Source organism: Amycolatopsis sp. NPDC057786 (assembly GCF_042797905.1).
Lineage (GTDB): Bacteria > Actinomycetota > Actinomycetes > Mycobacteriales > Pseudonocardiaceae > Amycolatopsis.
Map to the genome: position 1 here is coordinate 26,462 of NZ_JBHVKW010000029.1, position 25,606 is coordinate 52,067.

Below are 25,606 nucleotides of genomic sequence, written 5' to 3' on the forward strand. Positions count from 1 at the left end.
CTGGATCGGTGACCCCTCACGCCCCTGGTCCGGACACACTGCACGCGGCCATCGTCGACGCCGGTCTCGCGGAGTTCGAGTTCGACGACGCACGAATGTGGCTGAAGAACGCGTGCCACGGCCCCATGGCCCCTTTTGCCGCCGACGTCTGGGCCTTTGACAGCACCTTCCAGCACATCCTTCTTGTCCGCCACCGGTGGCGGGGCTGGGTTGTCCCTGGAGGAATGGTCGAACGAGGAGAGACACCTCGACAGGCAGCGCGCCGTGAGCTGGAGGAGGAAACGGGGATGGCCGCCGACCTCCTCGAACTCCCTGCTGCGGTGACCGTCCGTTCCTACCGCTCGGATTGGACACCCACGCTCGGGCTGACCTATGCCGCCGTTGTCGACCCCTCGCTTCCCCTGAACGGCGAACGTCATCAATCCGCAGCATGGAACCCATTAGCGCAGGACTGGACAGGCGCCTTTCCCGAGGACATCACAAGAATCCGACGCTACGCCCAGGCAGGGGCATCAGCGCAGTAGTCGGGCACTCGTGGGATGCCGCCGGGGCGATAGACCATCGGCTCGTCCTGGTGGTCGGCGGCCTTTCAATCTTGTCGAGCATCGAGACGAGGCGCACCGTACGTGCTGGTCGCCGCGGGCGCTGCCCAACTCGGGTTGTCGGTGGCGGCGGTGCCGAGGTTGTCCGCGGCGTGCATGACGGTGAGATGCGACGATGACGACATGGAGGACGGCCAGAGCGAGAAGGGCGCGTCGCAGCTGCCAGATGGCCGCGGTGGGCTGACGGTGGTGGCCGGAGCCGCGGTGATGGGGGCGCTGACCGTGGCGGTGACGACGATGGTCATTCTGTCGTCCGCGACAGCTGAATGCACCGACACCTCTGGGTCGATCCTGTGGTCTTGCAGGCCTTCATCATCGGTTGCGTTGCTGCTGCCGATTGGGGGGTGGGTCGTCGCGCACCTTGTTGTGCTGGTGACGGTGCCGCGGCTCCGACGTGCCCGCGATACAGTCCTGCCGCACACAGCCCTGCTTCTGGTGTCGGTGGCGATCCTCGTGAGCAGCGGGCTCACTGTGGTCTGGGTGGTGTGGGCGTCGTGGGTGCTGTCCGCGGTTGTTGTTCTGACTGTCCCGATGGCGGGGGTCGTGGCCTTCGCGGTCGCACGGTACCGGTGGTCGGCGGCACTTGTCGCCATTCTCGCCGCGGCGGTGGTTTCAGGCGGTGTGGTCGGGCTCTATGATGTCCTGCCGCTGGCGCCGGTTCTGGTGCCGTTGCTGTCGGCGGTGACGCTGACCGTCACGATGTCGGTCTACGCACGCTGGGCCGCGGGCCGGTCTGTGTCTGTGGCGCGGCGCTAGGCTGAGCTGTGAGGCTCCGCCGGATGTTTCTGGACCAGCCTGTGAGGGTGCGCCTCGACTTTTCTGACGTTGCCCGTAGGGTGTGTCGGCCAAGGATGTTTCGTTGTTGAGGAGCCGGTCGGGTGCAGGCACGGGCGAGGATGGGCCGATTCGGGCTCGTGCTTGCTCTGCTGGTGATGCTGCTCGGGATGAGTGCGGCTCCAGCGCACAGCACCGACGGCGGGTTTGCCGGGCAGCACCCGGTGTCGGTGATTGGCGAATCCGCGTCGCCTGTGCCGTCGCCGGACAAAGGTCTTCATGACCGGCCGCACCTGTCGGAGGCGGCGCGACATGTGCTGGCCACGGCGCTACCGGAGACCTGCTGGGCTGTGGGCCCGGGCACGAACCGTGGATGCTCCCTGCAGCGATGCTCGGCCGGCAAGGTCGGCGCTGGAGGGATAGCGGCTGCGGCGTCGACACGGCAATCGTGTCGGGCGCCCCCGGTCCGCGTGAACGGAACGATCCAAGCCTGACGCTGTTCACGTCGCTGCTGCGCGCATTCTGCGACGTGACTGTGCTGCCTGGCCCCATCGAGAGCGGGCCGGTGATCCCGTAATTCTCTTAACCACTGTCCTGGGTGCGTTCAGCCCGCCATGTGCTGGGCGGATGGCGGCGTTATCCGGCTCTACCCCTGGTTCCTGGAGGACCGAAACATGTCTGTTGTCGTGCTGGCACTGTTGATCATTTCGCTCGTGGCCGCGGCCGTGCTGATGGTGGCGATGCTCGTGAAGGACAAGCCGTTTTACGGCGGTATTGGTCTCTGTGTGTTGCTCGGGCCGGGTGCGGTGCTGACGTTCTGGTACACGACCTTGTCCTGGGGTTAGACGCGGCCCGCGCGCCGTCGTCGCGGTTGGGGCGTTCAGGGCGGGCCGTGGCCGGTGTTCAGGCGTGCCCACTCGTGTGCCCAGTGGGCGTAGCGATGCTGGTCAAGTCCTGCCCGCAGGAGCCAGAAGGCGGCCGACAACGCGCCGACCACAATCAGCCAGGTAGCGATGGCGGTGGCTGCGGCATGACCGGCGGCGTCCTGCGGCGTGGCGGGTGACGACGTCACCTCGCCAGCAGTGTCAATCCAGATCGGTACCTCGCTGCCCGCGGACATCCCGGAACTGGCCGGGACAGCCCCCGTGAGCTCGATGCCCTCGGATGTGGTCCACCGGGCCTGCGCGCGCGTGCCGTTCTCACTGACTGGCCCGCGCCCAGCTCGGGGTCTCGATGGGGCGTCGGCGAGCAGGGTGGCCGTGGTTTCGTACCGGCTGGCCATCGCTTCCTCGGCGATCTGGCGGTTGTGTGCGTAGCTGCGCTGCCCGTGAGTAACGACAACGGGGATGGTCAGCAGCGACAGCAGCACAACGATCACGAGAGCAGCGGCCTCGATTCGGTCGGAGCCTCGCGCCACAGGGCTTCGCCCCGGGCGGAGACGCCGGGCGAGCCGCAACAGGTACATGGAGGTATCGGGCATGCCGGGCGACCTCCTCCGGTCCCGATCGCCGGTTGAAGCCACCTTTCAGGGTACGACTGACACGGGCATCGGACATGTTGATCACCGCTGCCCTGGGGAGATGCGTTCAGGTGACGGGAGCGACCAGGACGGGGGTGGGACTGCGCGTGAGCAGTTCAGTGGTGACGCTGCCCAGCAGGAGTCGGGTGAGCCCGGTACGGCCGTGTGTGGCGGTGATCGCGAGTGCGGCCGGGCGGGACTGGAGCAGCTCGGCGATACTGGCGGCGGGGTGGTCGCCGGTGAGCAGGGTGGCACTGGCCTGAACACCGTCATCGGCCAGTGCGTCGGCAGCTCGGGACAGGCCCGCTCCGAGAGCTTCCAGGTTTCCCGGGGTTTCTCTCGGAAACGCGACGTGCACGAGCTCGACCTCGGTAGCGAAGAGGCGGGCCCACGTGGTGGCGACGGCGAGGGCTGTTTCGGCACGGTCGGAGCCATCGAGACAGACCACGAGACGTTCATAGCGGCGGGGCAGTCGCGAAAGCTCGTAGCCGGGACCGACCACCAGGGTCGGCGCACGGCTGGTGCGCAGCAGATGCGCGGAGACGCTGCCGAGGACGAGACGATCAACCTCGTCGCGGTGTTGCGCCGACATGCAGATCAGGGTTCCGGGGTTCTCGCCGGCCATGTCGGCGATCACCTCGCCCGGCCATCCGGCGCCGACGACAGCGACCTCGACCTGGTCGTAGGGCAACAGCTCGGCGATGTCGTCGAGGTCACGGGCCCAGCGTCCGTTGACCGGGTCGTAGACGGTGACCAGCTCTATGGGGCAATCCAGCGTCTGGGCAACCCGCAGTGCGGGCAGGAGTGCCCGCTGCGCCTCGTCGGTGCCGTCCAATGGCACCAGCACACGGGAGACGACATGCTTATCGTCCGCCATCACAGCCTCCGACCTGCACCATTTGCCCGATTCGACCTGGTGTGTTGGGTAGGGTCGTGACCGTACGTGGACACCGGAAACCGTGGAGCTATGAGCATTCAATTACCTGCCGACTGGTGGATCCTGCTGGTTGCGGTGCTGTTGGTGGGTGGTGTTCTCGCGGCCGGATTCGCCAACCGGCTGCGCTTGCCCGGTCTGTTGCTGTTCCTCGTGCTGGGCATGGTCATCGGCGACGACGGGCTCGCGTTGGTCAGTCTGTCCGACCCGCGTGTCGCCCAGATCGGGGGGACCATAGCGCTGTTGTTGATCCTGTATGAGGGTGGGCTGACCACCAAACCCGGTGATCTGCGGCAGGCAGCGCTGCCTGGCTCACTGCTGGCCACCGTCGGCGTGCTCATCACCGCGGGCGTGGTGGGTGGCGGTGCGTATCTCCTGCTCGATGTGGAACTGTTGACCGCGTTCCTGATCGGCGCGGTGGTGGCCTCGACCGACGCCGCTGCGGTCTTCGCGATGTTGCGCCGGGCCCCGCTGCCGCGCAAGCTGGCCTCGTTACTGGAGGTCGAATCAGGCGCGAACGACCCGATCGCGATCATGCTCACGATCGGGTTGATCGAGACCTGGCGTGCCGATCCCGGAATCGGCGACTGGGTCACGTTCGCGCTGCTGCAACTGGGCGGTGGCCTCGGTGTCGGCGCACTGGCCGGCCTCGCCGGCACTTGGATGCTCATGCGCCCCAACCTCGGCCCCGAAGGCGCCTATCCGGTCCTCGCGCTCGGCGTCGCCGGACTGTCCTACGGTGCCGCCGCGGCGGTGGGCGCCTCCGGCTTCCTCGCCGTCTACGTCACGGGGCTGGTGGTCGGCGCCAGGGTACCGCTGCACCGCCGCGGGATCCGCACCTTCCACCAAGGACTGTCCAGCACCGCCGAAGTCGGGCTGTTCCTCATGCTCGGCGTGCTGGTCTTCCCCTCACAACTGCCGTCGGTCGTGGTTCCCGGACTGGCCGTGGTTTTCGTGCTTGTGTTCGTGGCCCGCCCGATCGCGGTCCTGCTTACCCTGGGTTGGCTGCGGTACCGATGGCAGGAACTGCTGTTCACCAGCTGGGTCGGGCTCCGCGGCGCGGTGCCGATCGTGCTCGCCACGTTCCCCTTCGTCGCCGGCCACCCTGACGGCCCGTTCATCTTCAACATGGTCTTCTTCGTGGTCCTGGTCTCCGCGGCCGTGCAGGGAGTCAGCATCAGCACCGTCGCGGGCTGGCTCGGGCTGCGCGGCGAGTCCCCTACAACAACCTCGGTGGCCGAGGATGTCCCCATCGGCGACATCAACACCGAACTCATCGAAGTCCGCGTCACCCCCGACCTACACATCGCCGGCAAACAACTCAAAGACATCACCCCACCCCACGGACTCATCACCGCCATCATGCGCGGCAAACGAACACTGATCCCCACCCCACGCACCCGGCTCCGAGACGGCGACCTCGTCATCGTCGCGATCCCCCGCCAACCCGACGCCTCCAAACTCGTCACTACCTGGGCCCGCGGAGAATAAGCGGCGATCAGGCAACGCCCACACAGGCGGCGATGGCCAGGATGATCGCAATATCGCGGGAACACGTACAGCTCCAGGTCAGTCCTTCCGGGCCGGCACGACGAGCACATCCGATGACGCGTCCCGCAACACGTGCTGGGCAACGCTGCCGAGCAGGGTGTAGCCCAGCGACGAGCGGGCGCCGGTACCGACGGCGACCAGATCGGCGGCGTGGTGGCGGCTCAGCTCTGGCAAACGCGTCTGCGGACGCCCGGACGCGATCACCACCCGCGACGCAGCGGGCGTCAGCTCGGCGGCCACGCGCTCGATATCGACGCGAACCTGCTCGGTGCTCACCTCGCGCAACTCGGCCAAGTGTTGCTCGCTGGCGCCGTGCATGCGCATCAACGTCTCGCCGACAACTACGGCAAAGTGCACGACGATGTGGTCCGCGTACGGCGTGAGCGCGCCCGCCGTGTGCGCCGCCGTTGCCGAGACAGCTGTGCTATCGACGGCGAGCACGACCGTGCGGTACTCCCCATCGGGTGGACTCTTGACCACCAGAACCGGAACCGGGCTCGCCCGCACCAGGTTGCCGGGAGTGCTGCCCAGGACCGGGCTGGTCAGCCGGTGGCCGCCATGCGCGCCGACGACCAGCAGGTCCGCGTCGCGATCAGTGACCTCAGCGAGGATCTCGTAAGCCACGTGACCGTGGCGGACGACGGCCTCCGTGACCGTGGAGGTGATGAACCGGTCGAGGTGTGAGCGCAGGCGGGCGTGGGCGAACTCGCTCAGCTCCTCGTTCAACCCGGCCGGCTGCACATTGACGGCGCTCAGCCGGGCGTCGCGTTCGGCGGCCAGCTGCGCGGCCCTCCGCACAGCCAAGCCCGCCTGCTCAGACAAATCGGTGGCGACCAGCACCCGGCGGACTGGTGCGGCGGCCATCGACATCACACTCCCTCCCTGCGAATAATGCCCCCTCCGACCGTCCGGCGCCCACGACCGAAGTCGAACCGGGCCAATGCATCGGCAAGCCGATGGCGGCTGGCGACGGATGTTTCCTCGGGCATCCATAGTAAGGCGACGTCTGGATGGGCCGCCTGCGCGAGCGGCGCCCGCTCATGACCAACGGCGCCAGCGAAATTCACGCGCTGAACGAAGCAGCGTCAGCCCGCACATCGAATTGCCCAAGACCAAACGCGTCCTGCACGGACCGAAGAGATGATGTCGACGCCGCAGCTAGGGCGTGTCTGACAATGGTGTTGGCGGGTGGTTGAGATGCTGTTCGGGTGTCGCGGTTCCAGTTGCTTTCAGATGATCAGTGGGCGTTGATCGAGGACCTGCTTCCGGTGCGTACCGGCAAGCAGGGCCGACCGTTCTCGGATGCGAGGTCGATGGTCGAAGGGATCATTTACCGGTATCGGTGCGGGATCGCGTGGCGGGATGTGCCTGCGGTATTCGGCCCGTGGCAGACGATCTGGACCTGGCACCGCCGGATGGCCGGTGACGGCACCTGGGACACCGTGTTGCAACGTCTGCTGACTGCTGCGGACTCGGCCGGCCTGGTGGAGTGGTCGGTGTCGGTGGATTCCACGATCGCGCGTGCGCATCAGCACGCCACCAACATCACCCGCCCCACAGGGGGCTGGGTCGAACTACACGGATCTGCACAACGAGCCGCCTGATCACGCGATCGGCCGCTCTCGTGGCGGCTGGAGCACCAAAGTGCACCATCTCGTCGACGGGAACGGCCGCCCGCTGGTGACGTTAGTCGGGCCCGGCCAGGCCGGGGACGCGCCGATGTTTCCGCATCTGATGCGGCAACTGCGTGTCGCTCGCCTCGGACGTGGTCGAGCTCGGACCCGGCCCGACCGTGTCCGCGGCGACAAGGCTTATTCCTCGAGAGCGATCCGGGGGCATTTGCGCGATCGCGGCATCACGGCGGTGATCCCCGAGCCGGCCGACCAGGCCGGGCACCGCACCCGCCGCGGTTCCCGCGGCGGCCGTCCGCCCACCCTCGACGCGGTCGATTATCGCGGCCGCAACGTTGTCGAACGGCGCATCGCCCTGCTCAAACAATGGCGTGGCCTGGCAACTCGCTACGACAAACTCGCCATCGTCTATCGCTGCGCGGTCGTTCTCCACGCCGTCATCACTTGGACCAAGACATTGTCAGTCGGGTAGCCGGGAGGAACTGCCCCTCCCGGCCCCCACAGATCCGGACGTGAACCTCTCGATTCATCCGGCTCTTGTCGTCTTGATCATCTGGCGGTCCAGGGCACCCAGCGCCAGTGCGCGAACATGCGGGGATACCGGTGGGTGATCTCCACGAGTTTGCGTTGGGCTGTGCGGAGTGCCTGGAGTCGTCGGTACTTCTTGCGGATCCATCGCACCAGGTAGGCGTTGATGCGCGCTAGGAGTGGATACAGCGCTGACCGGCGGAAACGCCCGTAGTACTGCATCCAACCCGCCACGATCGGGTTGATCATTGTGGCGAGTTCGGCGAAGGTGAGGTTGACCCTGCGGTGCAGCCGCCAGGAGCGGACCACACCACTGATCTTCTTCAGAGCGTCTTTGCTGATCGCGGGCAGGAACGACAGGAAGCGCCTGCCATCCTTCGCCCGCGCGTCCCGCGCCCGGAACGTGAACCCCAGGAAGGTGAACGAGGTGTGTTCGTACGAGCCACGTCTCGCGCCGTCCTTGCAGTACACGATCCGGGTCTTGTCGGGATGCAGCCGCAACCCGACCTCGGCCATCCGTTCACGCAGCGCGGACAAGACCCGGTGGGCCTGCCGTTCGGAGACGCAGTGCAGCACCGCGTCGTCCGCGTAGCGTTCGAACTGCACGGCCGGAAACTCCCGCTCCAACCAGACGTCGAACGCGTAGTGCATGAACAGGTTCGCGAGCACGGGCGAGATCGGTGATCCCTGCGGGGTTCCCCGATCCCGTTCAGCAACCGTCCCGTCGGGCATCCGCACGGGCGCGGCAAGCCACCGCTTCACATACAGAACCACCCACGGAACGTCGGTGTGTGCTTCCACCGCTTTGATGATCAGGTCCCAGGGCACGCTGTCGAAGAACTTCGCGACATCCAAGTCCACGACCCAGCCGCGTCTCCAACAGCGTTCCCGGCACCGCTGGACCGCCTCCAACGCAGAGCGACCGGGCCGGTATCCGAAAGAGTCCTCGTGGAACACCGGCTCCACGACCGCTTCCAGACGCCGAGCCACCACCGTCTGCGCCACCCGGTCAGCGACACAAGGTATGCCCAGCATCCTCGTCCCGCCGCCATGCGGTTTGGGGATCTCCACCGCACGCACCGCCGGCGGGAACCAGGTCCCCGACGACATCCGATTCCAGACCCGATACAGGTTGTTCTTCAGGTTGGTCTCGAACTCCGCGATGGACACCCCGTCCACCCCCGCGGCGCCCTGATTGCCCTTCACCTGCTGATAGGCCTCCCAGACCTCCCACTTCGAAATCTCGAACGACTTGCCAGACGACTTCAACTCGTCCACGCGACTCCTCCCAGACCCATGGCCTGGTTGATCGAACGAACCCAGTCACAGACGACCCCGCCCCTTGGCTCCGCCCCCATTACAAGGGCCTCACAGCTACTACGAGCGGGTCCGCCAGCGCGCCGCGCATCGGTACTCGACTCCTCACGGTTTCGGCCGCTTGGAGCACTCCCTCTCACCCACCCCTGGCTGGGACCGGCAGTATCACGGCGCGCCTTCTCACGTTCCACACGGAAGCCGCAGACCAGGCTCACGTCACCTTCACGCCGGACACCGCCTGACCAGTCAGCGGACACCCGCCAGGCTCATCCCGGGAACCGTGTCACTCCCCGGTTTCGATGCCATCTGTCTAGGTTTCGACGCTTCAACAGCGATCGTCTTCCTGGCCCCCACCTGGCACATCACGTGCGCCTTTTCCTCATCGCTCACCACGACGGTCTTCAGCCAACGCAGCATGAGGCGGTTTGAGACCTCCCTCCGCAGAGCGATCCCGAAGGGCCACAACCTTCATCTCCCGTGCAGCACCGCATCAAGAAGCCCTACCTACATCAGACTCCCCTCCGCGTTCGTGACGCACGACACGCCCTAGCCCTCGACGTGCGCGCCAGTTGAGACAGCAGAAGAGTGAGACCGCCAACTGTTCCTAACGCCCGGCGGAACCGTCGAGCCAGGCGAGACGCCTCGAGCCGCAGCAGCCCGTGAACTCTTGGAGGAGACCGGCCTGCTGGGCGAGCTGCTGTCAGTGCCGGCGGCCGTCGCTGTCCGCTCTTTCCGCGCCGACTGGACGCCAACGCTGAGCCTGTCCTACGGAGCCGTCATCAACCGCGACGCGCCACTCGGCGGGGAGAAGGGACAGCCGCCGAAGTGGGTCGACCTGGACGAATCGTGGGAGAGCGTGTTCCCCGAGGATCGCGACCGAATCCGCGCGTATGTGCGCAGGCTCGCGGCAGAGCACGCGGTCGAGGCGCGCTGATCCTGTCGGGCGGGGCTTTAGTGTCAACGGCGGGCGAATCTTGACCCCCTGGCGGCACCTGGGTTAGGCGCCACGCCGGGGTCAGTTTTCACGCGCCGTCGACAGCTTTAGTTGGTGGCGGCCCCTGCGGACAAGCACAGATCGTCCCAAGCACCATCCCGCTCTGGCGTTTTCATGGGCGGTCTGGGTCGCACGTCCGGACGTGAACGTCCGCCGTTTCGTCGTTGACATGGCCGCTGATCAGGTCCGATCAACGCCGGGTAGCGTGGGTGCGCTAGCGAATCTGGGAGTGATTATGGCGATACGACGAGATGCTCTCGCAGCACGGCGCGAGGCTCTCGGCTTCACCCAGGAAACCCTCGCCCAGGAGCTTGGGGTGGAGCTCTCGACAACCTGACCTCGCCTGCGAGTGGGCCGCTCACCTGGAAGGGAGGGACGACCGACGAACGTTCAGCGGGGTCGCCGACGGTGCTCATCACGGGCTGCTTCCTGTCGTGCCCGTGACCCTACTTGGTCAGGGCGCGCAGGCGGTGGTGAGCGCGGCGGCCTGATCGGCCCTGGTCTGCAGCCAGGCGGCTGGAGCACTGGTGAGGGTGTCCAGGGTGGCCGTCTGCAGGGTGGCGGCCAGGTCGGTGATGGCGCGGCCGATGTCGGTGTCGCTGGTGGTCGCGGCCAGGTCGGTGAGCTCGGTGGCGGTGGTGTGCGCCTGGTCCAGTGCGGCCTGCGGTGCGCTGAGGTCGGGCGGGTTGGCGACCAGTGCCAGCGCGTCGCTACACACCTCGGCGGCGGCGACCGCGCCGGTCACGGTGTCCGCGGCCGAACCGGCGGTGTCGCCGGCCTGCTGGACAGCGCCGCAGCCGCTGATCGCCGCCACGACGCCCACGCCGAGCAGCACAGAGGTCCATCGAGTCGAGATGCGCATGAGCGGGTTCCTTTCCGGATGGGCTGGGTCTGTGGGGTGGTGCCGCCCACCGCTGGTGGGGGGAGTGAGCGGTGGGCGGCACCGGGGCGGTCGACGCGCGTCAGTCGCGCGTCGACAGGCCAGTGGGCGAGGACGGGGCCGTCTCGGCTGCGGCCGCCCCGGTTTGGGCTGGCTCGGTCGTGACCGTGTCGGGCTCCGCACCGGCCAGCGAATCGGCAGAGGCAGCCGCTGGGGTGGCCGGGGTGGTGCGGGTGCGGATCCAGCTGGCCGTGACGGCGACGGCGAGCAGGAGGGCGACCACGGCCAGCGAGAACCAGGTGGGGATCTTGTAGAGGTCGAGCAGCAGCATCTTGATGCCGACCCACACCAGCACCAGGGCGAGGCCTAGCTTGAGGTAGATGAAGCGGTGCATCAGGTCGGCGAGCAGGAAGTACATGGCGCGCAGGCCCAGGATGGCGAAGGCGTTGGAGGTGAACACCAGGAACGGCTGCTGGGTGATGGCGAAGATCGCCGGGATGGAGTCGACGGCGAAGACGATGTCGGTGACCTCGACCAGCACCAGCACCGCCAACAGAGGGGTGGCCACCCAGCGCCCGGCCTGGCGCACCAGGAACTTCTGCCCGTGGTACTCCTCGGTGGTGGGGATGACCTTGCGGAACAGGCGCAGCACGACGCTGCGGTCGGGGTCGATGGTCTCGTTGCGGTGCACGGCCATCCGGACACCGGTGGCGACCAGGAAGGCGCCGAACACGTACAGGATCCAGGCGAAGGACGCGATGAGCACCGAGCCCGCGGCGATGAACACCGCCCGGAACACCAGTGCGCCGAGCACGCCGTAGAACAGCACGCGGTGCTGGTACTCGCGGGGAACGGCGAAGTAGCCGAAGATGATCGCGAAGACGAACACGTTGTCCACCGCGAGGGACTTCTCGATCACGTAGCCCGCGAAGTACTGGGCGGCGAACTCGCTGCCCCACGCCCACCACACGATCGCGCCGAACCCGAGGCCGAGCGCGACCCACACCGCCGACCAGGCGGCGGCCTCGCGGACCCCGACCACGTGTGCGCGGCGGTGGGCGAACAGGTCGATCGCGAGCATCACCAGGATCACGCCGAGCACCGCGGCCCACGCCCACAACGGAACAACCACAGTCAAGCACCTCCGGTCACGTCGAGTGAAACCGGAGGTCTCCCCAACCGCCAGAGCACGTGCGCTGGGTCCGGTGGCGCCGGGACCGGGCAGCCATCGAACTGCCGTAATGACGATCCCGGACGTGGTGGGTACTCCCCTCCGCACCACCAGAATGACGAAATACGGTTCGCCTGTCAAGGCTTGACTGGCGAACCGTACTTCGTCAATCTGGAAATGAGGCCAGCGCGCGGCCTCCTCGATCCGTGCCGTGGAAAGCAGGTCCGCTGATGCCCGCCCAGTGCACAACCCTCGTCTGCGTCGTCGACGCCACCGATCCCGCGCCGGCCGCCGAGCTGCCCGCGGCGGTCGAACTGATCGCCGACCACGGCCACCTCGTGCTCGCCGTGCTGCACCCGCCGCCGGGGCTCACGCTCAACGCGCGGCTGATCGCCTGGCAGCAGGTCCGCCGGGAGCAGGTCACCGCCGCGGCGCTCGCTCCCGCGCTGTCACGGCTCCCGTCATCCGGGCTGGCCGAGCGGGGCGTGCGGATCCACACCACCGCGTGGCATCACCGTCGCGGGCCGGGCGGCCGGCATCGGCGCGTGGCCGCCGCCCTGCTGCGACTGTGCCGAGTGCACGACGCCGACGTGCTCGTGTTGCCCGCCCATCCTCGCGCCGAGCTCCTCACGCCTGCGACCTGCCAGTACCTGCTCGGCCTCACTCAACCTCGGCTGCGGATCCGCCGCGCAGACGAGCACACCCTGCCCGACGCGATGCTGGTCTGATCACACCCGGTCGAGCAGCTCCCCGCCGATCCGGACCCCGCGCCGACAGCGGCATCGAGAGTGGAAGGAATGCCTTATGGTCGGCCCCATGCGGCCTGCCGAACCCCCACCCGACCACGCCCTCCCCACCCCAGCGGGCTCGGATCCCACCGACTCCGGCACGGTGGATTCTGGCGTGGTGGATGCTGGTGCGGAACCGGCCGACGCCGCCGCGTCGCAGACGCCAGGGTCGTGGATGTTCCTGAGCAACCACGCCCACGTGCTGCTCTGCCTGGCCGCCGACCCGCACCAGACCCTGCCCGTCATCGCCCAGAAGGTCGGCATCACCACCCGCGCCGTCCAGCTCATCCTCACCGACCTCATCCAGGGCGGCTACATCGAGCGCACCAAAGTCGGCCGCCGCAACCACTACCGCATCAACCCCGACGGCCATCTGCGCCACCCGCTGGAAGCCCACCACCGCATCGCCGACCTCATCACCGCCGTCGGTCCCGCCACCCCTGACGATGCTCGTGATGCTTCGGCTGACGGCGCCTCGACTCCTCCGCGTCGTCGCCGCACCGGATAACTCGCCACCCTTGGTAAACGAACCACAGTTCGTCATTCTCGACGTTGAGGGGGAGTACCTCAACGACCAAGCCCCGCGTCGTCAACACGATCTGGCCGACCCGGATCCGGCGCAGGCACCCGCCGCCCCACCGCGCGGGTCCAGGAAACCTCACGCCACCGACGCCAGCACCACCAAGCACGCCCTGGCAAGGGCTACGTGGCGTGGCCGGGCGGTGTGCGGACAGGACCTCGCGACGACCAGCGCCCCTCTCGCTTCGCACCCCACACTGACACGCCACCCGGGACGGCGTGTGTTCATCGTGGCGGGCGGGGCGGCACCAACGCTGCGCAGGTGATGACCAACGCCAGCAGAATGAGTGCCGTGACAGCGATGTCGATGAGGAATCCGGTGAGCATGGTGAACATGGTCAGTCCTTCTCAATCACGTGCTGCTCGGCTCGGCGGCGGGTGCGCAGGCTCGCCGCGATGACGACGGCGAGGATGGCCACGATGACAGCGAGGGAGACCGGCGTGGGGATCTGCGGGGTGGCCGGCCAGATTCCGTGGGCCCAGTGCAACACCAGTTTCAGACCGATGAACGCGAGAATGACCGCCAGGCCGTGGTTGAGATAGACGAGCTTGGCCAGCGTGGCGTGGAGCACGAAGTAGAGCGCGCGCAGGCCGAGCAGCGCGAAGGCGTTGGTGGCGAATACCAGGTAGGGGTCCGCGGTGATGCCGTAGACCGCGGGGACCGAGTCCACGGCGAACACCACGTCGGTCACGAACACCGCGGCGACCACCACCGCAAGCGGCGTGAGCGCGCGTCGTCCGTGCTCCCGTACGGTCAGCCGGGTGCCTCGGTAGTCGTCGGTGACGGGCATGAACCTGCGGAGCAGTCGCACGATACGCATCTGGGATACGTCGCGGCCCGCGAAGGCCGAACCGGTGTGCACCTCGTGCAGGATCTTGCCCGCGGACACGAGCAGGATCAGGCCGAAGAGGAGGAACGCCCAGGTGCCTGCCTGCAGCAGCGCCGCGCCCGCCGCGATGAAGATGCCCCGCAGGACCAGGGCACCGGCGATGCCGTACAGCAGCACCCGTTGCTGAATGGGGGACGGGACCGCGAACCCGGCCAGGATCAGCATGAACACGAACAGGTTGTCCACCGACAGTGACTTCTCCACCACGAAGCCGGTGATGAACTCCAGTGCCGGCCCGCTGTCGAACACCGCCCACAGCCAGATCCCGAACAGGACGGGCAGCGTGAGATAGAACACCGACCAGCCAATCGCTTCCCGTATCGACACCTCGTGGGGACGGCGGGTGACGGCGAAATCGGTGACGAGGAGGCCGAGTATTACGGCGATGCTGGCGACCCACAACCAGGGCGACCCGATCGACGAGGACCCCACCGAGTCGGCGGGCGCGGCCACGGACAGAGACGACACCACGGGATGAAAGGGCACGAAGACCTCCGCGCACGGACGACGTTCGAGGTCTCCTTCACCCTGGTGAGGGCGGTCGCCCGGGGACACCATGGGGTGTCCGTATTGACCAGGCAGACACTTAGGGAAGTACTCCCCTCTGCACGCAGTGTCACTGGCCGGAATGTGGCTGTCAAGGTTGATCGGGGGTGGATCTAGGATCGGTGGCGTGAGGCGCGCCGGGGTATGGCAGTGGCTGGACGGTCACGTCGACCATGAGCGGGGGGTGGGGGTCGCTGCTGGTGGGGTGGTGTCGCAGGCCCCGACGACCGTGGTCATCGAGCGGCTGCTGCGCACGCTCGGCCGGCCCGAGCAGCGGGTGCCGGTGATCCTGGTGGCCGGCACCAACGGCAAGAGCACGACCGCCCGGATCCTGGCCGCGGTGCTGGCGGGCAGTGGACTGCGGGTCGGGTTGTACACCAGTCCTCATCTGCACCGGCCGCAGGAGCGGATCACCATCGATGGTGTCACGATCACCGACGACGAGTTGGCGGCGGTGCTCGACCCGCTGGTGGCGGACGAGCGCACCGCGTCAGAGCTGGGGCGGCCCAGTTGGTTCGAATTGATGACCGCGGCCGCGGTGGGCTGGTTCGCCGACCAACGTGTTGATGTCGCGGTGGTCGAGACCGGTCTGGGTGGCAGCGGCGACGCGACCGCCGCGCTCGGCGCCGGCCTGGTGGTGGTCACGTCGGTGGGCGTCGACCACGTCGAGTACTTCGGTGACACGCGGTGGGACAACGCCGTGGCTGAGGCTGGCGCGGTTCCTGAGGGCGCGACCGTGGTGCTAGCCGAAGCGGACCCGGCCATGCACCCGCCGTTCCTGGGCCGCCGCCCCTCGCGCGTGGTGACCGTGGATCGTGACTTCGGCGTGGCCGCCGACGCGCCGGTCGCGGATGGCCGGACGGTGTCGCTGTTCACGCCCGGGGCGACTTATGACGACGTTTTCCTGCGTCTGCTGGCACCGTGGCAGGCGGCGAACGCGGCGACGGCGTTGGCCGCCGCCGAGGTGTGGCTGGCCCGGCCGGTGGCCGACCAGGTGGTGCGGGCGGTCTGCGGGGCGCTGCGGGCTTCGGGCCGCTTTGAGCTTGTCCACACCCCCGGCCCTGTGCTGATGGACGGCGCCCACAACGAGGAAGCGGCCACCGCGCTGGCACGGGCGCTGCGGGAGCGGTTCGACGGCGTCTCCCGCACCGTGGTGGTCGGTATGACCGGGACCCGCGCGCCGGAGGCGTTTCTGAGTGCCCTGGGGGTCGGGGCTGGTGACTGGGTGATCTGCACCTCGCCCCGGACACCGCGAGCGGTGCCGCTCGCCAGGCTCGCCGCCGCCGCGCGGGCGGTGGGCGCAGGATCGGTCGCGGTCGAGGCGGATGTGGGTGATGCGGTGCGCCGCGCGGCGGCGGCGAATGATAGCACGCTCACGGTAGTTACCGGGTCGCTCTATGTGATCGGCGAGGCGCTGCCCGTCGTGCGAGCGCTGGTGACGTGACCACCCGTGCTGCCCGGGCTGAGCGCCGCGCGTGCTGATCGGGAAGAGAGGGTACGAGATCCGGTCTCGAAATGGGTCCGGCGGCGCGGGGGCAACGGTGATCGCGCGAGCCGGTGGTGTGTCAGACTGCAGTGGTGAGGGGTGAACGGGTGATGTCGGATCAACCAGGCATCGCGCCTGAGCGCGTGGGACTCGATGTGGAACGCGCTGCTGGCACCCTGCGCGCGGGTGGGCTGGTCGCGTTCCCGACCGAGACCGTGTACGGGCTCGGCGCGGACGCGGAGAACGTCGACGCGGTGGAGCGTGTCTTCGCCGTGAAGGGGCGGCCCTCGACGCACCCGCTGATCGTGCACCTCAGCGGGGCGCGTCAGCTCCCCGACTGGGTCGCGGAGGTGCCCGACGCGGCGCGCCGCGTCGCTGACCGTTTCTGGCCTGGCCCGGTGACCCTGGTTCTTCGTCGGGGCCGCCGTGTTCCCCGCGCGGTCACCGGCGGTCTGGAGACGGTCGCGCTGCGGGTGCCCGACCATCCGGTCGCCCGCGCGCTGCTCACGGCGTTCGGTGGCGGTGTGGCGGCGCCATCGGCCAACCGTTTCGGCTCGGTCAGTCCCACGGCGGCTGCTCATGTTGGCGACGGGTTGGGCGCCGACGTCGACTACGTGCTGGACGGCGGCCCCTGTGCGGTGGGTGTCGAGTCCACGATCGTCGACCTCACCGGCGCACCTGCGATACTGCGCCCAGGCGGCGTGACACGAGAGGATCTTGAGCGCGCACTGGGTTGCTCCGTGCCGGTGCGGGCGAGGAGTGCCGTACGCGTTCCGGGCCAGCATCCGTCGCACTACGCGCCGAGGGCACGGGTTGTCCTGGTCGAGCCGGGCCAGGTGATCGGCCACGCCGAGTACCTGGCAGCGCAGGGCCGGCGCGTCGGCGTCCTGCTGCCGCCCGAGTTCGCGGGCGGTGCCGGTGCGTGTGCCGGGCAGCGCGTTATCGCGGTGCCGGACTCGGGTGCGCGGTACGCGCGGCGGCTTTTCGAGTTCCTCCGTGACTTCGACCGGCATGAGTGCGAGGTCGTGGTGGCCTCGGTTCCTACCCCGGACGGGCTCGGATTGGCGATCGCGGATCGGCTCCGCCGAGCGGCCGGGTCGCGCAGCCAGACGGCCGCGACTCCGGGCTGCTCAGCGGTTGCTGAGCGCGGCGACGAGGTGTTCGAGGTGGGCGGCGCGGGATGCTTTGATCAGGACGAGATCGTCGGGACGAAGGATTCGACTTAGCACGTCGTGGGCGGCCTGGCTGTCGGGAACGGCGATGATGTCGAGGGTGCTGTGCTCGGTGTCGGCCGCGTCGGCGATCAGAGGCGCGGTCCGGGTGCCGATGGTGATCAGGACGTCGAGGCCGGCGCGTGCGGCGAGCACGCCGAGGTGGTGGTGGGCGCCAGCGGCGTGGTCGCCGAGGTCGGCCATCTCGCCGAGGACGGCGATCCGGCGGCGGGCGGACATGGTGCTCAGGGTGGTCAGCGCGGCGGCCATGGAGTCGGGGTTGGCGTTGTAGGCGTCGTGGAGGAGCGTGACCCCGTCGCCCCGCACGATGGTTTGCATGCGCCCGCCGCTGGCGGGTTCAGCGGCGCTCAGGGCATCGGCGATGGTGTGGTGGTCAAGGCCGAGGCCGAGGGCGAGGGCGGCGACGGCGAGGGCGTTGCCGACGTGGTGCCGGCCGGTCAGGCGGAGCGTGACGGGTGCCGTGCCCTCGGGAGTGTGCAGGGTGAAGCACGCCCGGCCGCGCGGCGTGACGTGCACATCTCGGGCGTATACGCCGTTGGGGTGGGGGCGCTGGCTCCACCAGCGGGTGCGGGCGGGGGTGAGCGGGGCCATCGCGGCGACGAGCGGATCGTCGGCGTTGAGGATGGCCAGCCCACCGTGGTCTGCAGAGGGGAGCCCGGTCAGTAGTTCGCTTTTGGCCGCGGCGATCCCGGTTTGCCCGTCGGGGTATTGACCGAGGTGGGCGGTGCCGACGTTGAGCACGACCCCGACGTGGGGGGTGACCAGGCCGCACAGGTAGCTGAGGTGTCCACGGCCCCGGGCGCCCATTTCCAGGATGAGGTAGCGGGTGTCGGGGGTGGCGCGCAGGACAGTGAGGGGAAAACCGAGCTCGTTGTTGAAGGAGCGGTCTGTGGCGGCGACCGGGCCGTGGTGTGCCAGGACCTGGGTGGCGAGATCTTTGGTCGTGGTCTTGCCGTTCGACCCGGTGATGCCGATCACGGTGGCCGGCAGTCGGTCTGCCACGTGGCGAGCCAGGTCGCCGAGCGCGCGGGTCACGTCGGTGACCTGGACGGCAGGGGCGGGCACCGGGCGTGCGGCCAGCACCAGGGCGGCTCCCGCGGCGAGGGCCGCTGATGCGTGGTAGTGCCCGTCGGTGCGCCGGCCGGGGAGGGCGGCGAACACGCCGCCGGGGTGGACCTGGCGGGAGTCGATGCTGGCGGGTGCGGTCACCAGCAGCGACGGGTCGGTCCCCGGGACGAGGTGACCGTCGGTGGCCGCGGCGATCGCGGCGGCGGTCAGGGGGATCATCGTGGTGACGCTCCTTCGGACGTGCAGTGGCTGGGGCCGGCCGGGTGGGTCTGCGGGGGTGGTGTCCGGGGGTTACGGGTTGCAGCATTCGCAGAACGTGGGATCGGCACGTCGTTGGCCGTCATCGCGAGGGTGGCGGCCGCGGTGCGGGCAGCGGGCACACCCGTGGATCGTTGCCAGGGTCAGGCGGGTGGGCTCGCCACACGTGCCGCAGGGCAGACCAGGTTCGCGGTCCACCGGGCCGAATCCGGGGGTGCCGCAGGCCGGGCACAGGGTGGCCAGACGCGAGGCGAGTTGGTGGGCGAGCACGCTGATCTCCCGCATGCGGGTGGGGTTGACGTGCGCGCGCATGTCGGTCTCCAGTCGCGCCAGGCCATCGGTGGAGTGCGCGGTGCACCGGCTGATCGCCGCATCGAGGTCGGCACGGGTCTGGATGCCCTTGCAGATGGGGCCTGGAGCCCGCACGTCGGCGGGGCTGTGGGGACGGACGATGACCGCGTGGGCACCGAAACCGACGCGCGCCAGGTAGGCGTCGGTTTCCTCGTCGAGGCGGCGGGTCGTGGTGTGGCTGAAGTTCGTCGGTGTGGTTCGGCGCTCCAGGATGCAGACGTCCCGCACCGTGTCGAGGAAGGCGAGGATCTCCTGGCCGGCGCTCAGCATTGGCGCGACCGGGTGCGGGCCGAAGGAGCCTTCGCTGGCCACGGCGAGTCCGAGGCCGGTCGACTCGATCGCGAGGCGCGCCTTGCGGACCGCGGTCTCGGCCGCCGACCCGGCGCGGGGGATCTCACCGGTGAAGGTGCCGAGCTGATCGGTGTCCACATCGTGGGCGAGCACAAGCCGCATGCCGGGGATCCGCGCCAGGGCGGCAGCGAGGGCTCGCTGCTTGCCGTGTCGGGTGGCCATCGCGACCGGTGCGCCCGCGTAGGGGTGCACGGCGAGCATTACACGAGGTTGCCGGATCGGGCGTCGATGCCGGTGAGCAGGGCCACGAGCTGCCCGATGGCGGTGTCACGGTCCATCGGGTGCCGCAGCGGCAAATCCGGATGCAACCGGTACCGGTTGCGCCGCCCCTCCCTGGTGCGTTCCAGGTAGCCCGCCTCGACGAGGTCGGCCACGATGCGCTGCGCCGCCCGCTCGGTGATGCCCACCACCTCGGCCACATCCCGCAACCGAACTTGTGGATCCCGCACCACGCACAGCAGTACGTGGGCGTGATTGGTCAAGAACGTCCACTCCTGCATGGCCGCAACTGTACCTCGTCGGGGGTAACGCATGTCACGCTTGCCAAAGCACGTCATCAATGTCGTATGATTCATATCGCGTATTAGAACACAGGTCATTGGTAGCGTGCTTGGGAGGTGGGTGTCATGGGCGACGAGGAGATGGCGCTCCCGTGGGAGAACCTGCTGCGGGAGGTGGGCGCGGTGGTCGACGCCGAGATGGCGGGCGTACTGACCGGCGAGCGCGCGGCCGATGAGGTGGCGCGGCGCTGGGCGCACCGGTGGGCCTCGCCGCCGCCGGACGTGGTGATCGACACCAGCCCGCCGGGCGTGCGGCGGGGGGCCGCGCAGAGCGTGGGTGCCTACATCGCCCGGGAGCTGGAACGGGGGCGGTCGCTGTACTGCGTGGTCCACGACGAGTTCGTCCGGGTGCGGATCGGGGGTTTCGACGGGCGTGCGTTGCCTCCGCATTGCCTGGAACACCTCGGTTCGCCGCCCGAGCCCGCTGCGGGCACCGGTGCTGAGCCGCGCGCCACCGACCTCGCCGGAGCCCCGGCGACGCGCGGCGCGGCGGCGCGCGCGGGTCAGGAAGGTACGACGGCGTGACAGGGGTGACGCTGCTCGTTTTGGTGGCCCTTCCCGCTGTTGCGGCCATGGCCGGGTCGATCCGGCGGCTACGAAGCTTGGCGCCCGCGTTGGGTGCGGGTGCGGCGCTGGTGGCCACCGCGCTGGCGGGGACGCTGGCCGTGACGGTGGTAGTCGGCGGGCCGGTGGCGATGGTGCTGGCCAACCCGGACGGGCGAGCCTGGACCGGGCTGGTGGTCGACCACGTCGGGGCGATCGTTCTGCTGCTGGTGTGCACGGTCAGCGCCGTGGTCCAGGCGTTCGCCCGCCGCTACCTGCACGGCGATCCGGCCGCGGCCCGCTTCGCTGTCGCGGCGGGGGCGCTGACCGCCGCGACCACGGTGATGGTGACCGCGGCGACTCTCGTCACCCTGGCGGTGGCGTGGACGCTGACCGGGGTGATCTTGTGCCGTCTGGTGGGGATGTATCGGCCGGCGCCCTCGGCCGTCGATGCCGCACGGCGCACCACCCGTGCCGTCGTCGCCGGGGACGCCGCGTTGTGGACTGGGGTTGTCCTCGCGGTCACGGTCTGGGGGGATCTCGACCTGCGCCACCAGGGCGACGCGGCCCTCGGCGGTGCGGTGGGCACGGTGGTGGCCTGTTCGCTGGTGGTCGCCGCGGCCGTGCGGTGCGCGCAGCTGCCCTGGCACCGATGGCTGCCGGCGACCCTGGCGGCACCGACCCCGGTTTCGGCTCTGCTGCACGCCGGCGTGGTCAACGCCGGCGGGGTGCTGCTGGTGAAGCTGTCGCCGATCGTCGGTGCCGCGCCGGTGGCGACACACCTGGCGTTCGCCATCGGAGCCGCCAGCGTCGTGGCCGCCACCGCGATCATGCTGACCCGCCCCGACATCAAAGGGGCGCTGGTGCACTCCACGATCGGGCAGATGGGGTTCATGCTCATGACCTGCGGGCTCGGCCTCTACGCCGCGACGGTGGTGCACCTGGTGGCGCACGGGCTGTTCAAAGCCACCCTGTTCCTCGGCTCGGGGTCGGCCGTGCAGCGGCACGCTGGCCACACTGCGGCTCCTCCCGCGCCTCGGTTGGCTCCTGCCCGCGCAGCGCAGGTCGCTGTCCTCGCCGGGGTCGCCGCCGTCGCGGCGGTCGGGGTGGCGGCCTGGTTGCTACCCCTTCATGCCGGTGGCGTCGCGTTGTCGCTCTTCGCCGTGGCCACCGCCGCGCGGCTGGCGTGGGGCTGGCTGCGTCGTCACCCGACCGGCGGCGCGCTGGTCACGGTGGTGATCGTGCTGCCGGGCGTGGCGATCGGGTACCTGGCCCTGGTGGGCGCGGTCACCGAGCTCCTGGCCCCGAGCCTGCCCGCAAGCGGGCCCGCCGCTGTCTCGGCCTGGGTTCTCGCGACCGTGGTGGCGGTGCTGGCGGCCGGTGCGCTGCTGCTCCACCTGGCACCCGCGGTCGGTCTGGGCCGGTGGCGCGACCGGCTGTACGTGGCGGCGTTGTCCGCCGGGCAGCAGCGCACGTACACCGCCGCCTGGGGTCACCCGCCATGGCTGGTACCGACACCGCGTCCGCGGCCGGTTCCCCAACTGGAAGGAGCTCGGGCGTGACTCGCCCCCACGCGCTCGACGGCATCCCGCGCAAGCGGGTCGCCGCCATGACAGGTGAGTCACCGGCTGTCCCGCACGCGTGGCTTCCCCTGTTCTCCACGGTCGCACGTTCCGCCACTTGTCGCGTCGTGCTCGCGCAGGAGGGTTCACACTCATGACCACCGGCCCCGCCACCAACCTCGCCCCCGATGCCGTCTCTGACGTCGCCACACAGCAGGCGGCAGTGCGCGCCGAGATCGCCGACGCGGCCGGATTCCTGGCTCCGACCTGGCCATTGGCGGACTTCATCGCGGTCAACCCGTTGTCCGGCCTGCTGGACCGCCCGTTCGCCGACGCGGCCACCACCGCCGCGGATCTGCTCGGAGCACGAGTCACCCCAGACGAGACCTGGCTACGTGCCGCCTGGCAGCGCGGCCGGATCACCGACGACGACCTGCGCGCCGCGCTGGCCCGCCGCCACCCCACGGCGCTACAGCGGGGCCCGCTCACTCTCGGCAACCGCGCCTACGACCCGGTCGACCTGCTGGTGGCCGATCTGCACCAGGGCATCGCGTGTCCACCGCCGCGCCGTCAGGCACGCACCGCGGCCGAAGCACTGGCCCCGGAGGTGGCCGCCCTGCTCAACACCCACACGATCCAGTGGTGCGCGGCCTACCTGGACGAAGGCCAGTCCACCTGGCGGATGCCGGGTCGTGACCGCGGCTTCTACTCGGCGTGGCGGGCGCTGGCCGCCCATGACGGAACCTTGCCGCGGCCGGTGCGGGCGCGGCTGCGGCACCTGCCCGAACGCGCCGAGCACACCATCCTGGACGCGCTGGCCGCGCTCGGTGTCCCGGACGACCAGCGGACCCGCTACCTGCAGGCCCACCTGGCCTGCTTGCCCGGCTTCGCCGCCCACGTCCGGTGGCGCGGCGAGCGGCCCGACAGCGGCATCGACCTCGTCGACTACCTCGCGTTGCGGTTGGCCGTCGAAGCCGCCGCGCTCGCCGGCTCCCACGCTCCCGGCACAGCGTGGTCCTGGGCCTCCGCGAGCCGGTTCGACACCCGGCAGGCCACCGTCGACCCGCACGACCGGGCCTACCACCTGTTGGGAGCGCTGGAAGTCACCGACACCGATGCCGCCCAACGGAGCGAGCTGGTGGAGCTGCTCGACCAGCTGCCGATCCAGCAGCGGGCGCTGGTCTGGCTGGACGCCTACGAGGACCACTACCGGAGCCGGCTGCTGCTGCGCATCCTCGGCCGGCCCCAGCCCGAACTGCCCGAAGCCCCACCGCGGGCGCAGGTGGTGTGCTGCATCGATCCCCGCTCCGAAGGACTGCGCCGCCACCTGGAGGTCCTCGGCAGCTACCAGACCCTGGGCTTCGCCGGTTTCTTCGCCGTCGCCATGCGCTACCGCGACCTCGCCGGGGGTGCCGCTCGCACCCAGTGTCCCGGCCCGATCACGCCTCGCCACACCCTCACCGAGCACCCCGCCCCTGGTCGGCGGCGCGCGGCCGAGCGGTCACTGGCCGGCCGCAGGGTGCTCGCCGCCGCCGAGCACTCCCTGCACGCCGCCAAGGACGACCTGCTGGCGCCGTTCGCCCTCGCCGAAGCCGCCGGCTGGCTGGCCGGGCCGCTGGCCGCGGCCAAGACCTTCACTCCCCGTGCCGCCGGCGCCACAGGCGCGTGGTGGGCCCGCCGCATCACGCCCGAGCCGCAGACCGAGATCTCCATCGCCGAGGCGCTCACCCCCGAGGAGCGTGCCGCGACCGCCGAAACCATCCTGACGTTGATGGGCCTGACCCGCGGGTTCGCGCGGCTGGTCGTGTTCTGCGGGCACCGCGCCCACACCGACAACAACCCCTACCAGGCCGCGCTGGACTGCGGCGCCTGCGGGGGACATCCCGGAGGTCCCAACGCCCGCACGGCCGCCGCCCTGCTCAACGATCCGCAGGTCCGCCTTCACCTGGCCGACCGCGGCATCACCGTTCCCGACGACACCTGGTTCGTCCCGGCCGAACACGACACCACCACCGACACCGTACGCCTGCTGGACACCCACCTCCTGCCCGCCACCCACCGCCGCGACGCTGACAGGCTCACCGCCGACCTCCGCACGGCCGGCACCCGGCTGGCCGCCGAACGCTGCGCCATCCTGCCGGGCGCACCCACCCGGCCCCGCCCGCGGCACGCGGCGCGCCACACCCGCGCCCGGGCCCGTGACTGGGCCCAGGTCTTCCCGGAATGGGGTCTCGCCGACAACGCCGCCTTCCTCATCGCGCCCCGCGCCCTCACCCGCGGCATCGACCTGCACAGCCGCGTGTTCCTCCACGACTACGATCCCGACCTCGACCCGACCGGCACCGTCCTGGAAACAATCCTCACCGCGCCGCTCGTCGTCGCACACTGGATCAACAGCCAGTACTACTTCGCCACCGTCGACCCGCAGTCCTTCGGCGCCGGCAGCAAAACCCTGCACAACGTCACCGGTGGGGGCCTGGGCGTCATGACCGGCCACACCAGTGACCTCCAGCCCGGCCTGCCCTGGCAGTCCCTCACCGACGGCCACCACGCCCGACATGAACCGCAACGCCTGCTCGCCATCGTGCAGGCACCCCTGCCCAGGCTGGACACCCTCATCGCCCGCCACACAATGCTGCACCACATGTTCAGCCACGACTGGATTGGACTCGCCGCACGGGAACAGCCCGACGACCCGTGGCACCGCTACACCCCCACCGGGTGGCAGCCCTGGCACCCCAGCACCGACACGCCAGCACCGACATCCCGGCAGGCGCTCCCGTGACCGCTCCACACCACCCGATGGCGGCGTCCCACCCGGAACGACCTGTCCTAACTCCCCACGTAACAGAGCCGCTTGGAAAGAGAGGTACCCGATGAGCGCGCTTCTACTGATCTCAAGTGTGGACCACGCCGAGGTCGCCGTCGAGCAGGCGAGCGACTACCTGGTCCACCACCGGCGCTACGGCGGCGATCCAGCTCAGCGGGACGCCCTGCTCGGGATTTGGATCCGCCGCGAGCTTGACGCGGACCTGCCCACGTTGTTCCCGTGCGGCGAGCATGTGCAGACCTGCGGATGCGCCGTCGGGGACCCCACGGAAGGGCGCCCGCCAGCAGTGCCGGTGGGGATCCGGACCTCCTCCTCGGTGTCCGGGCTGTGGTCGCTGTGCTGGCTGGACGGTTCCGCCCTGCGCGAGGCACACAACCCCCACCAGCGACGGCGCCTGATCCTCGATGTCCTGGTGCAAGGCGCGGCGCCCGCAGCGAGCCTGCCGGGAGCGTTCTTTCCGGTCTTCGCGCACACCGACTCCCGCGACACCGTCCACGCCACCCTGACCGAACTCGGCAGCCGCTACCCGCGCCTGGTCGCGACCCACTGGTACATCGATGACCCAGAGCAGGGCATCAGTGGACCGTGCGGCACGACCAGCGCCGGATGCCGGCTCGCACGCGGCACCGCCACGACTCGCCCCTAGCCCATCCAGCGTCCC

At 69.6% G+C, this 25,606-nt stretch carries 25 protein-coding genes; 15 read left to right on the forward strand and 10 right to left on the reverse strand.

Annotated features, from left to right (window positions below):
- The first annotated feature begins 8 nt into the window (after window positions 1-8).
- From ACFVM3_RS17635 to ACFVM3_RS17645, 3 genes are all read left to right on the forward strand, one after another.
- A complete protein-coding gene (locus ACFVM3_RS17635) occupies window positions 9-524 on the forward strand; it encodes an NUDIX hydrolase (RefSeq protein ID WP_091679574.1) in 516 nt (171 codons plus the stop codon).
- 102 nt (window positions 525-626) lie between these two features.
- Window positions 627-1,358, forward strand: a complete 732-nt coding sequence (locus tag ACFVM3_RS17640; protein WP_091679577.1) for a hypothetical protein — start codon at window positions 627-629, stop codon at window positions 1,356-1,358.
- A 692-nt stretch (window positions 1,359-2,050) separates the two neighbouring features.
- Window positions 2,051-2,221, forward strand: coding sequence for a hypothetical protein (locus ACFVM3_RS17645; RefSeq protein WP_009151804.1), 171 nt, complete (start codon window positions 2,051-2,053; stop codon window positions 2,219-2,221).
- A 35-nt stretch (window positions 2,222-2,256) separates the two neighbouring features.
- On the opposite strand, the gene ACFVM3_RS17650 is transcribed toward ACFVM3_RS17645, so the two are convergent.
- Together ACFVM3_RS17650 and ACFVM3_RS17655 are read right to left on the reverse strand one after the other, a co-directional pair.
- Window positions 2,257-2,856, reverse strand: coding sequence for a hypothetical protein (locus ACFVM3_RS17650; protein WP_112276278.1), 600 nt, complete (start codon window positions 2,854-2,856; stop codon window positions 2,257-2,259).
- Window positions 2,857-2,962: 106 nt separating this feature from the next.
- Complete coding sequence (locus ACFVM3_RS17655; protein WP_378439852.1) at window positions 2,963-3,772, reverse strand: universal stress protein; 810 nt, start codon at window positions 3,770-3,772, stop codon at window positions 2,963-2,965.
- A gap of 90 nt (window positions 3,773-3,862) precedes the next feature.
- On the opposite strand from ACFVM3_RS17655, the gene ACFVM3_RS17660 reads away from it, so the two are divergent.
- Window positions 3,863-5,320, forward strand: coding sequence for a potassium/proton antiporter (locus ACFVM3_RS17660; RefSeq protein ID WP_187346933.1), 1,458 nt, complete (start codon window positions 3,863-3,865; stop codon window positions 5,318-5,320).
- Window positions 5,321-5,398: 78 nt separating this feature from the next.
- Here the strand turns inward: ACFVM3_RS17660 and ACFVM3_RS17665 are convergent, their stop codons facing one another.
- Window positions 5,399-6,250 (reverse strand): universal stress protein, encoded by an 852-nt coding sequence (locus ACFVM3_RS17665; RefSeq protein ID WP_225949947.1) that lies wholly within the window; start codon window positions 6,248-6,250, stop codon window positions 5,399-5,401.
- A 338-nt stretch (window positions 6,251-6,588) separates the two neighbouring features.
- Here ACFVM3_RS17665 and ACFVM3_RS17670 point away from each other — a divergent pair, with 338 nt between their 5' ends.
- Both ACFVM3_RS17670 and ACFVM3_RS17675 read left to right on the forward strand, forming a co-directional pair.
- Window positions 6,589-6,984 (forward strand): transposase, encoded by a 396-nt coding sequence (locus ACFVM3_RS17670; protein ID WP_228714306.1) that lies wholly within the window; start codon window positions 6,589-6,591, stop codon window positions 6,982-6,984.
- A 40-nt stretch (window positions 6,985-7,024) separates the two neighbouring features.
- Entirely contained in the window at window positions 7,025-7,483 is a 459-nt protein-coding gene (locus tag ACFVM3_RS17675; RefSeq protein WP_245976500.1) for a transposase, read from the forward strand.
- A 77-nt stretch (window positions 7,484-7,560) separates the two neighbouring features.
- Here ACFVM3_RS17675 and ltrA read toward each other — a convergent pair whose 3' ends face one another.
- Complete coding sequence (gene ltrA, locus ACFVM3_RS17680; RefSeq protein WP_378439854.1) at window positions 7,561-8,817, reverse strand: group II intron reverse transcriptase/maturase; 1,257 nt, start codon at window positions 8,815-8,817, stop codon at window positions 7,561-7,563.
- Window positions 8,818-9,454: 637 nt separating this feature from the next.
- On the opposite strand from ltrA, the gene ACFVM3_RS17685 reads away from it, so the two are divergent.
- Complete coding sequence (locus tag ACFVM3_RS17685; protein WP_281245774.1) at window positions 9,455-9,790, forward strand: NUDIX hydrolase; 336 nt, start codon at window positions 9,455-9,457, stop codon at window positions 9,788-9,790.
- 514 nt (window positions 9,791-10,304) lie between these two features.
- Here the strand turns inward: ACFVM3_RS17685 and ACFVM3_RS17690 are convergent.
- Both ACFVM3_RS17690 and ACFVM3_RS17695 read right to left on the reverse strand, forming a co-directional pair.
- Complete coding sequence (locus ACFVM3_RS17690) at window positions 10,305-10,712, reverse strand: bacteriophage spanin2 family protein (protein ID WP_005456771.1); 408 nt, start codon at window positions 10,710-10,712, stop codon at window positions 10,305-10,307.
- Window positions 10,713-10,812: 100 nt separating this feature from the next.
- Window positions 10,813-11,862: a TerC family protein gene (locus ACFVM3_RS17695; protein WP_005456772.1), complete on the reverse strand. Its 1,050-nt coding sequence runs from the start codon at window positions 11,860-11,862 to the stop codon at window positions 10,813-10,815.
- Between the two features lie 269 nt (window positions 11,863-12,131).
- On the opposite strand from ACFVM3_RS17695, the gene ACFVM3_RS17700 reads away from it, so the two are divergent.
- Together ACFVM3_RS17700 and ACFVM3_RS17705 are read left to right on the forward strand one after the other, a co-directional pair.
- The gene (locus tag ACFVM3_RS17700) at window positions 12,132-12,629 is read left to right on the forward strand and encodes a hypothetical protein (protein WP_005456773.1); all 498 of its coding nucleotides are present in this window, start codon (window positions 12,132-12,134) and stop codon (window positions 12,627-12,629) included.
- Window positions 12,630-12,804: 175 nt separating this feature from the next.
- On the forward strand, window positions 12,805-13,197 hold the full coding sequence (locus tag ACFVM3_RS17705; protein WP_246106882.1) for a winged helix-turn-helix transcriptional regulator: 393 nt from the start codon (window positions 12,805-12,807) through the stop codon (window positions 13,195-13,197).
- A 409-nt stretch (window positions 13,198-13,606) separates the two neighbouring features.
- Here ACFVM3_RS17705 and ACFVM3_RS17710 read toward each other — a convergent pair whose 3' ends face one another.
- Window positions 13,607-14,617, reverse strand: coding sequence for a TerC/Alx family metal homeostasis membrane protein (locus ACFVM3_RS17710; protein WP_225950578.1), 1,011 nt, complete (start codon window positions 14,615-14,617; stop codon window positions 13,607-13,609).
- A 214-nt stretch (window positions 14,618-14,831) separates the two neighbouring features.
- Between ACFVM3_RS17710 and ACFVM3_RS17715 the strand changes: the two genes are divergently transcribed.
- Window positions 14,832-16,148 carry a folylpolyglutamate synthase/dihydrofolate synthase family protein gene (locus tag ACFVM3_RS17715; protein WP_005456777.1) on the forward strand — a complete coding sequence of 439 codons (1,317 nt, stop codon included), beginning with the start codon at window positions 14,832-14,834 and terminating at the stop codon, window positions 16,146-16,148.
- 152 nt (window positions 16,149-16,300) lie between these two features.
- Window positions 16,301-17,416 (forward strand): L-threonylcarbamoyladenylate synthase, encoded by a 1,116-nt coding sequence (locus ACFVM3_RS17720; RefSeq protein ID WP_005456778.1) that lies wholly within the window; start codon window positions 16,301-16,303, stop codon window positions 17,414-17,416.
- Here the strand turns inward: ACFVM3_RS17720 and murF are convergent.
- From murF to ACFVM3_RS17735, 3 genes are all read right to left on the reverse strand, one after another.
- A complete protein-coding gene (gene murF, locus ACFVM3_RS17725; RefSeq protein ID WP_005456779.1) occupies window positions 17,321-18,709 on the reverse strand; it encodes a UDP-N-acetylmuramoyl-tripeptide--D-alanyl-D-alanine ligase in 1,389 nt (462 codons plus the stop codon). The genes ACFVM3_RS17720 and murF overlap by 96 nt on opposite strands.
- A 72-nt stretch (window positions 18,710-18,781) precedes the next feature.
- Window positions 18,782-19,651: a DUF6671 family protein gene (locus tag ACFVM3_RS17730; RefSeq protein ID WP_005456780.1), complete on the reverse strand. Its 870-nt coding sequence runs from the start codon at window positions 19,649-19,651 to the stop codon at window positions 18,782-18,784.
- The gene (locus ACFVM3_RS17735) at window positions 19,651-19,950 is read right to left on the reverse strand and encodes a winged helix-turn-helix domain-containing protein (protein ID WP_005456781.1); all 300 of its coding nucleotides are present in this window, start codon (window positions 19,948-19,950) and stop codon (window positions 19,651-19,653) included. The genes ACFVM3_RS17730 and ACFVM3_RS17735 overlap by 1 nt, the downstream gene beginning before the upstream one ends.
- Before the next feature lie 126 nt (window positions 19,951-20,076).
- Here ACFVM3_RS17735 and ACFVM3_RS17740 point away from each other — a divergent pair, with 126 nt between their 5' ends.
- The 4 genes from ACFVM3_RS17740 (at window position 20,077) to ACFVM3_RS17755 (ending at window position 25,591) form a co-directional block, all read left to right on the forward strand.
- Window positions 20,077-20,535: a hypothetical protein gene (locus ACFVM3_RS17740; protein ID WP_005456782.1), complete on the forward strand. Its 459-nt coding sequence runs from the start codon at window positions 20,077-20,079 to the stop codon at window positions 20,533-20,535.
- The gene (locus ACFVM3_RS17745) at window positions 20,532-22,115 is read left to right on the forward strand and encodes a proton-conducting transporter membrane subunit (RefSeq protein ID WP_091679436.1); all 1,584 of its coding nucleotides are present in this window, start codon (window positions 20,532-20,534) and stop codon (window positions 22,113-22,115) included. Before ACFVM3_RS17740 ends, ACFVM3_RS17745 begins: the two co-directional genes overlap by 4 nt.
- Before the next feature lie 154 nt (window positions 22,116-22,269).
- Window positions 22,270-24,900, forward strand: a complete 2,631-nt coding sequence (locus ACFVM3_RS17750; protein WP_005456785.1) for a DUF2309 domain-containing protein — start codon at window positions 22,270-22,272, stop codon at window positions 24,898-24,900.
- Window positions 24,901-24,991: 91 nt separating this feature from the next.
- On the forward strand, window positions 24,992-25,591 hold the full coding sequence (locus tag ACFVM3_RS17755) for a hypothetical protein (protein ID WP_005456790.1): 600 nt from the start codon (window positions 24,992-24,994) through the stop codon (window positions 25,589-25,591).
- The last annotated feature ends 15 nt before the right edge of the window (window positions 25,592-25,606 follow it).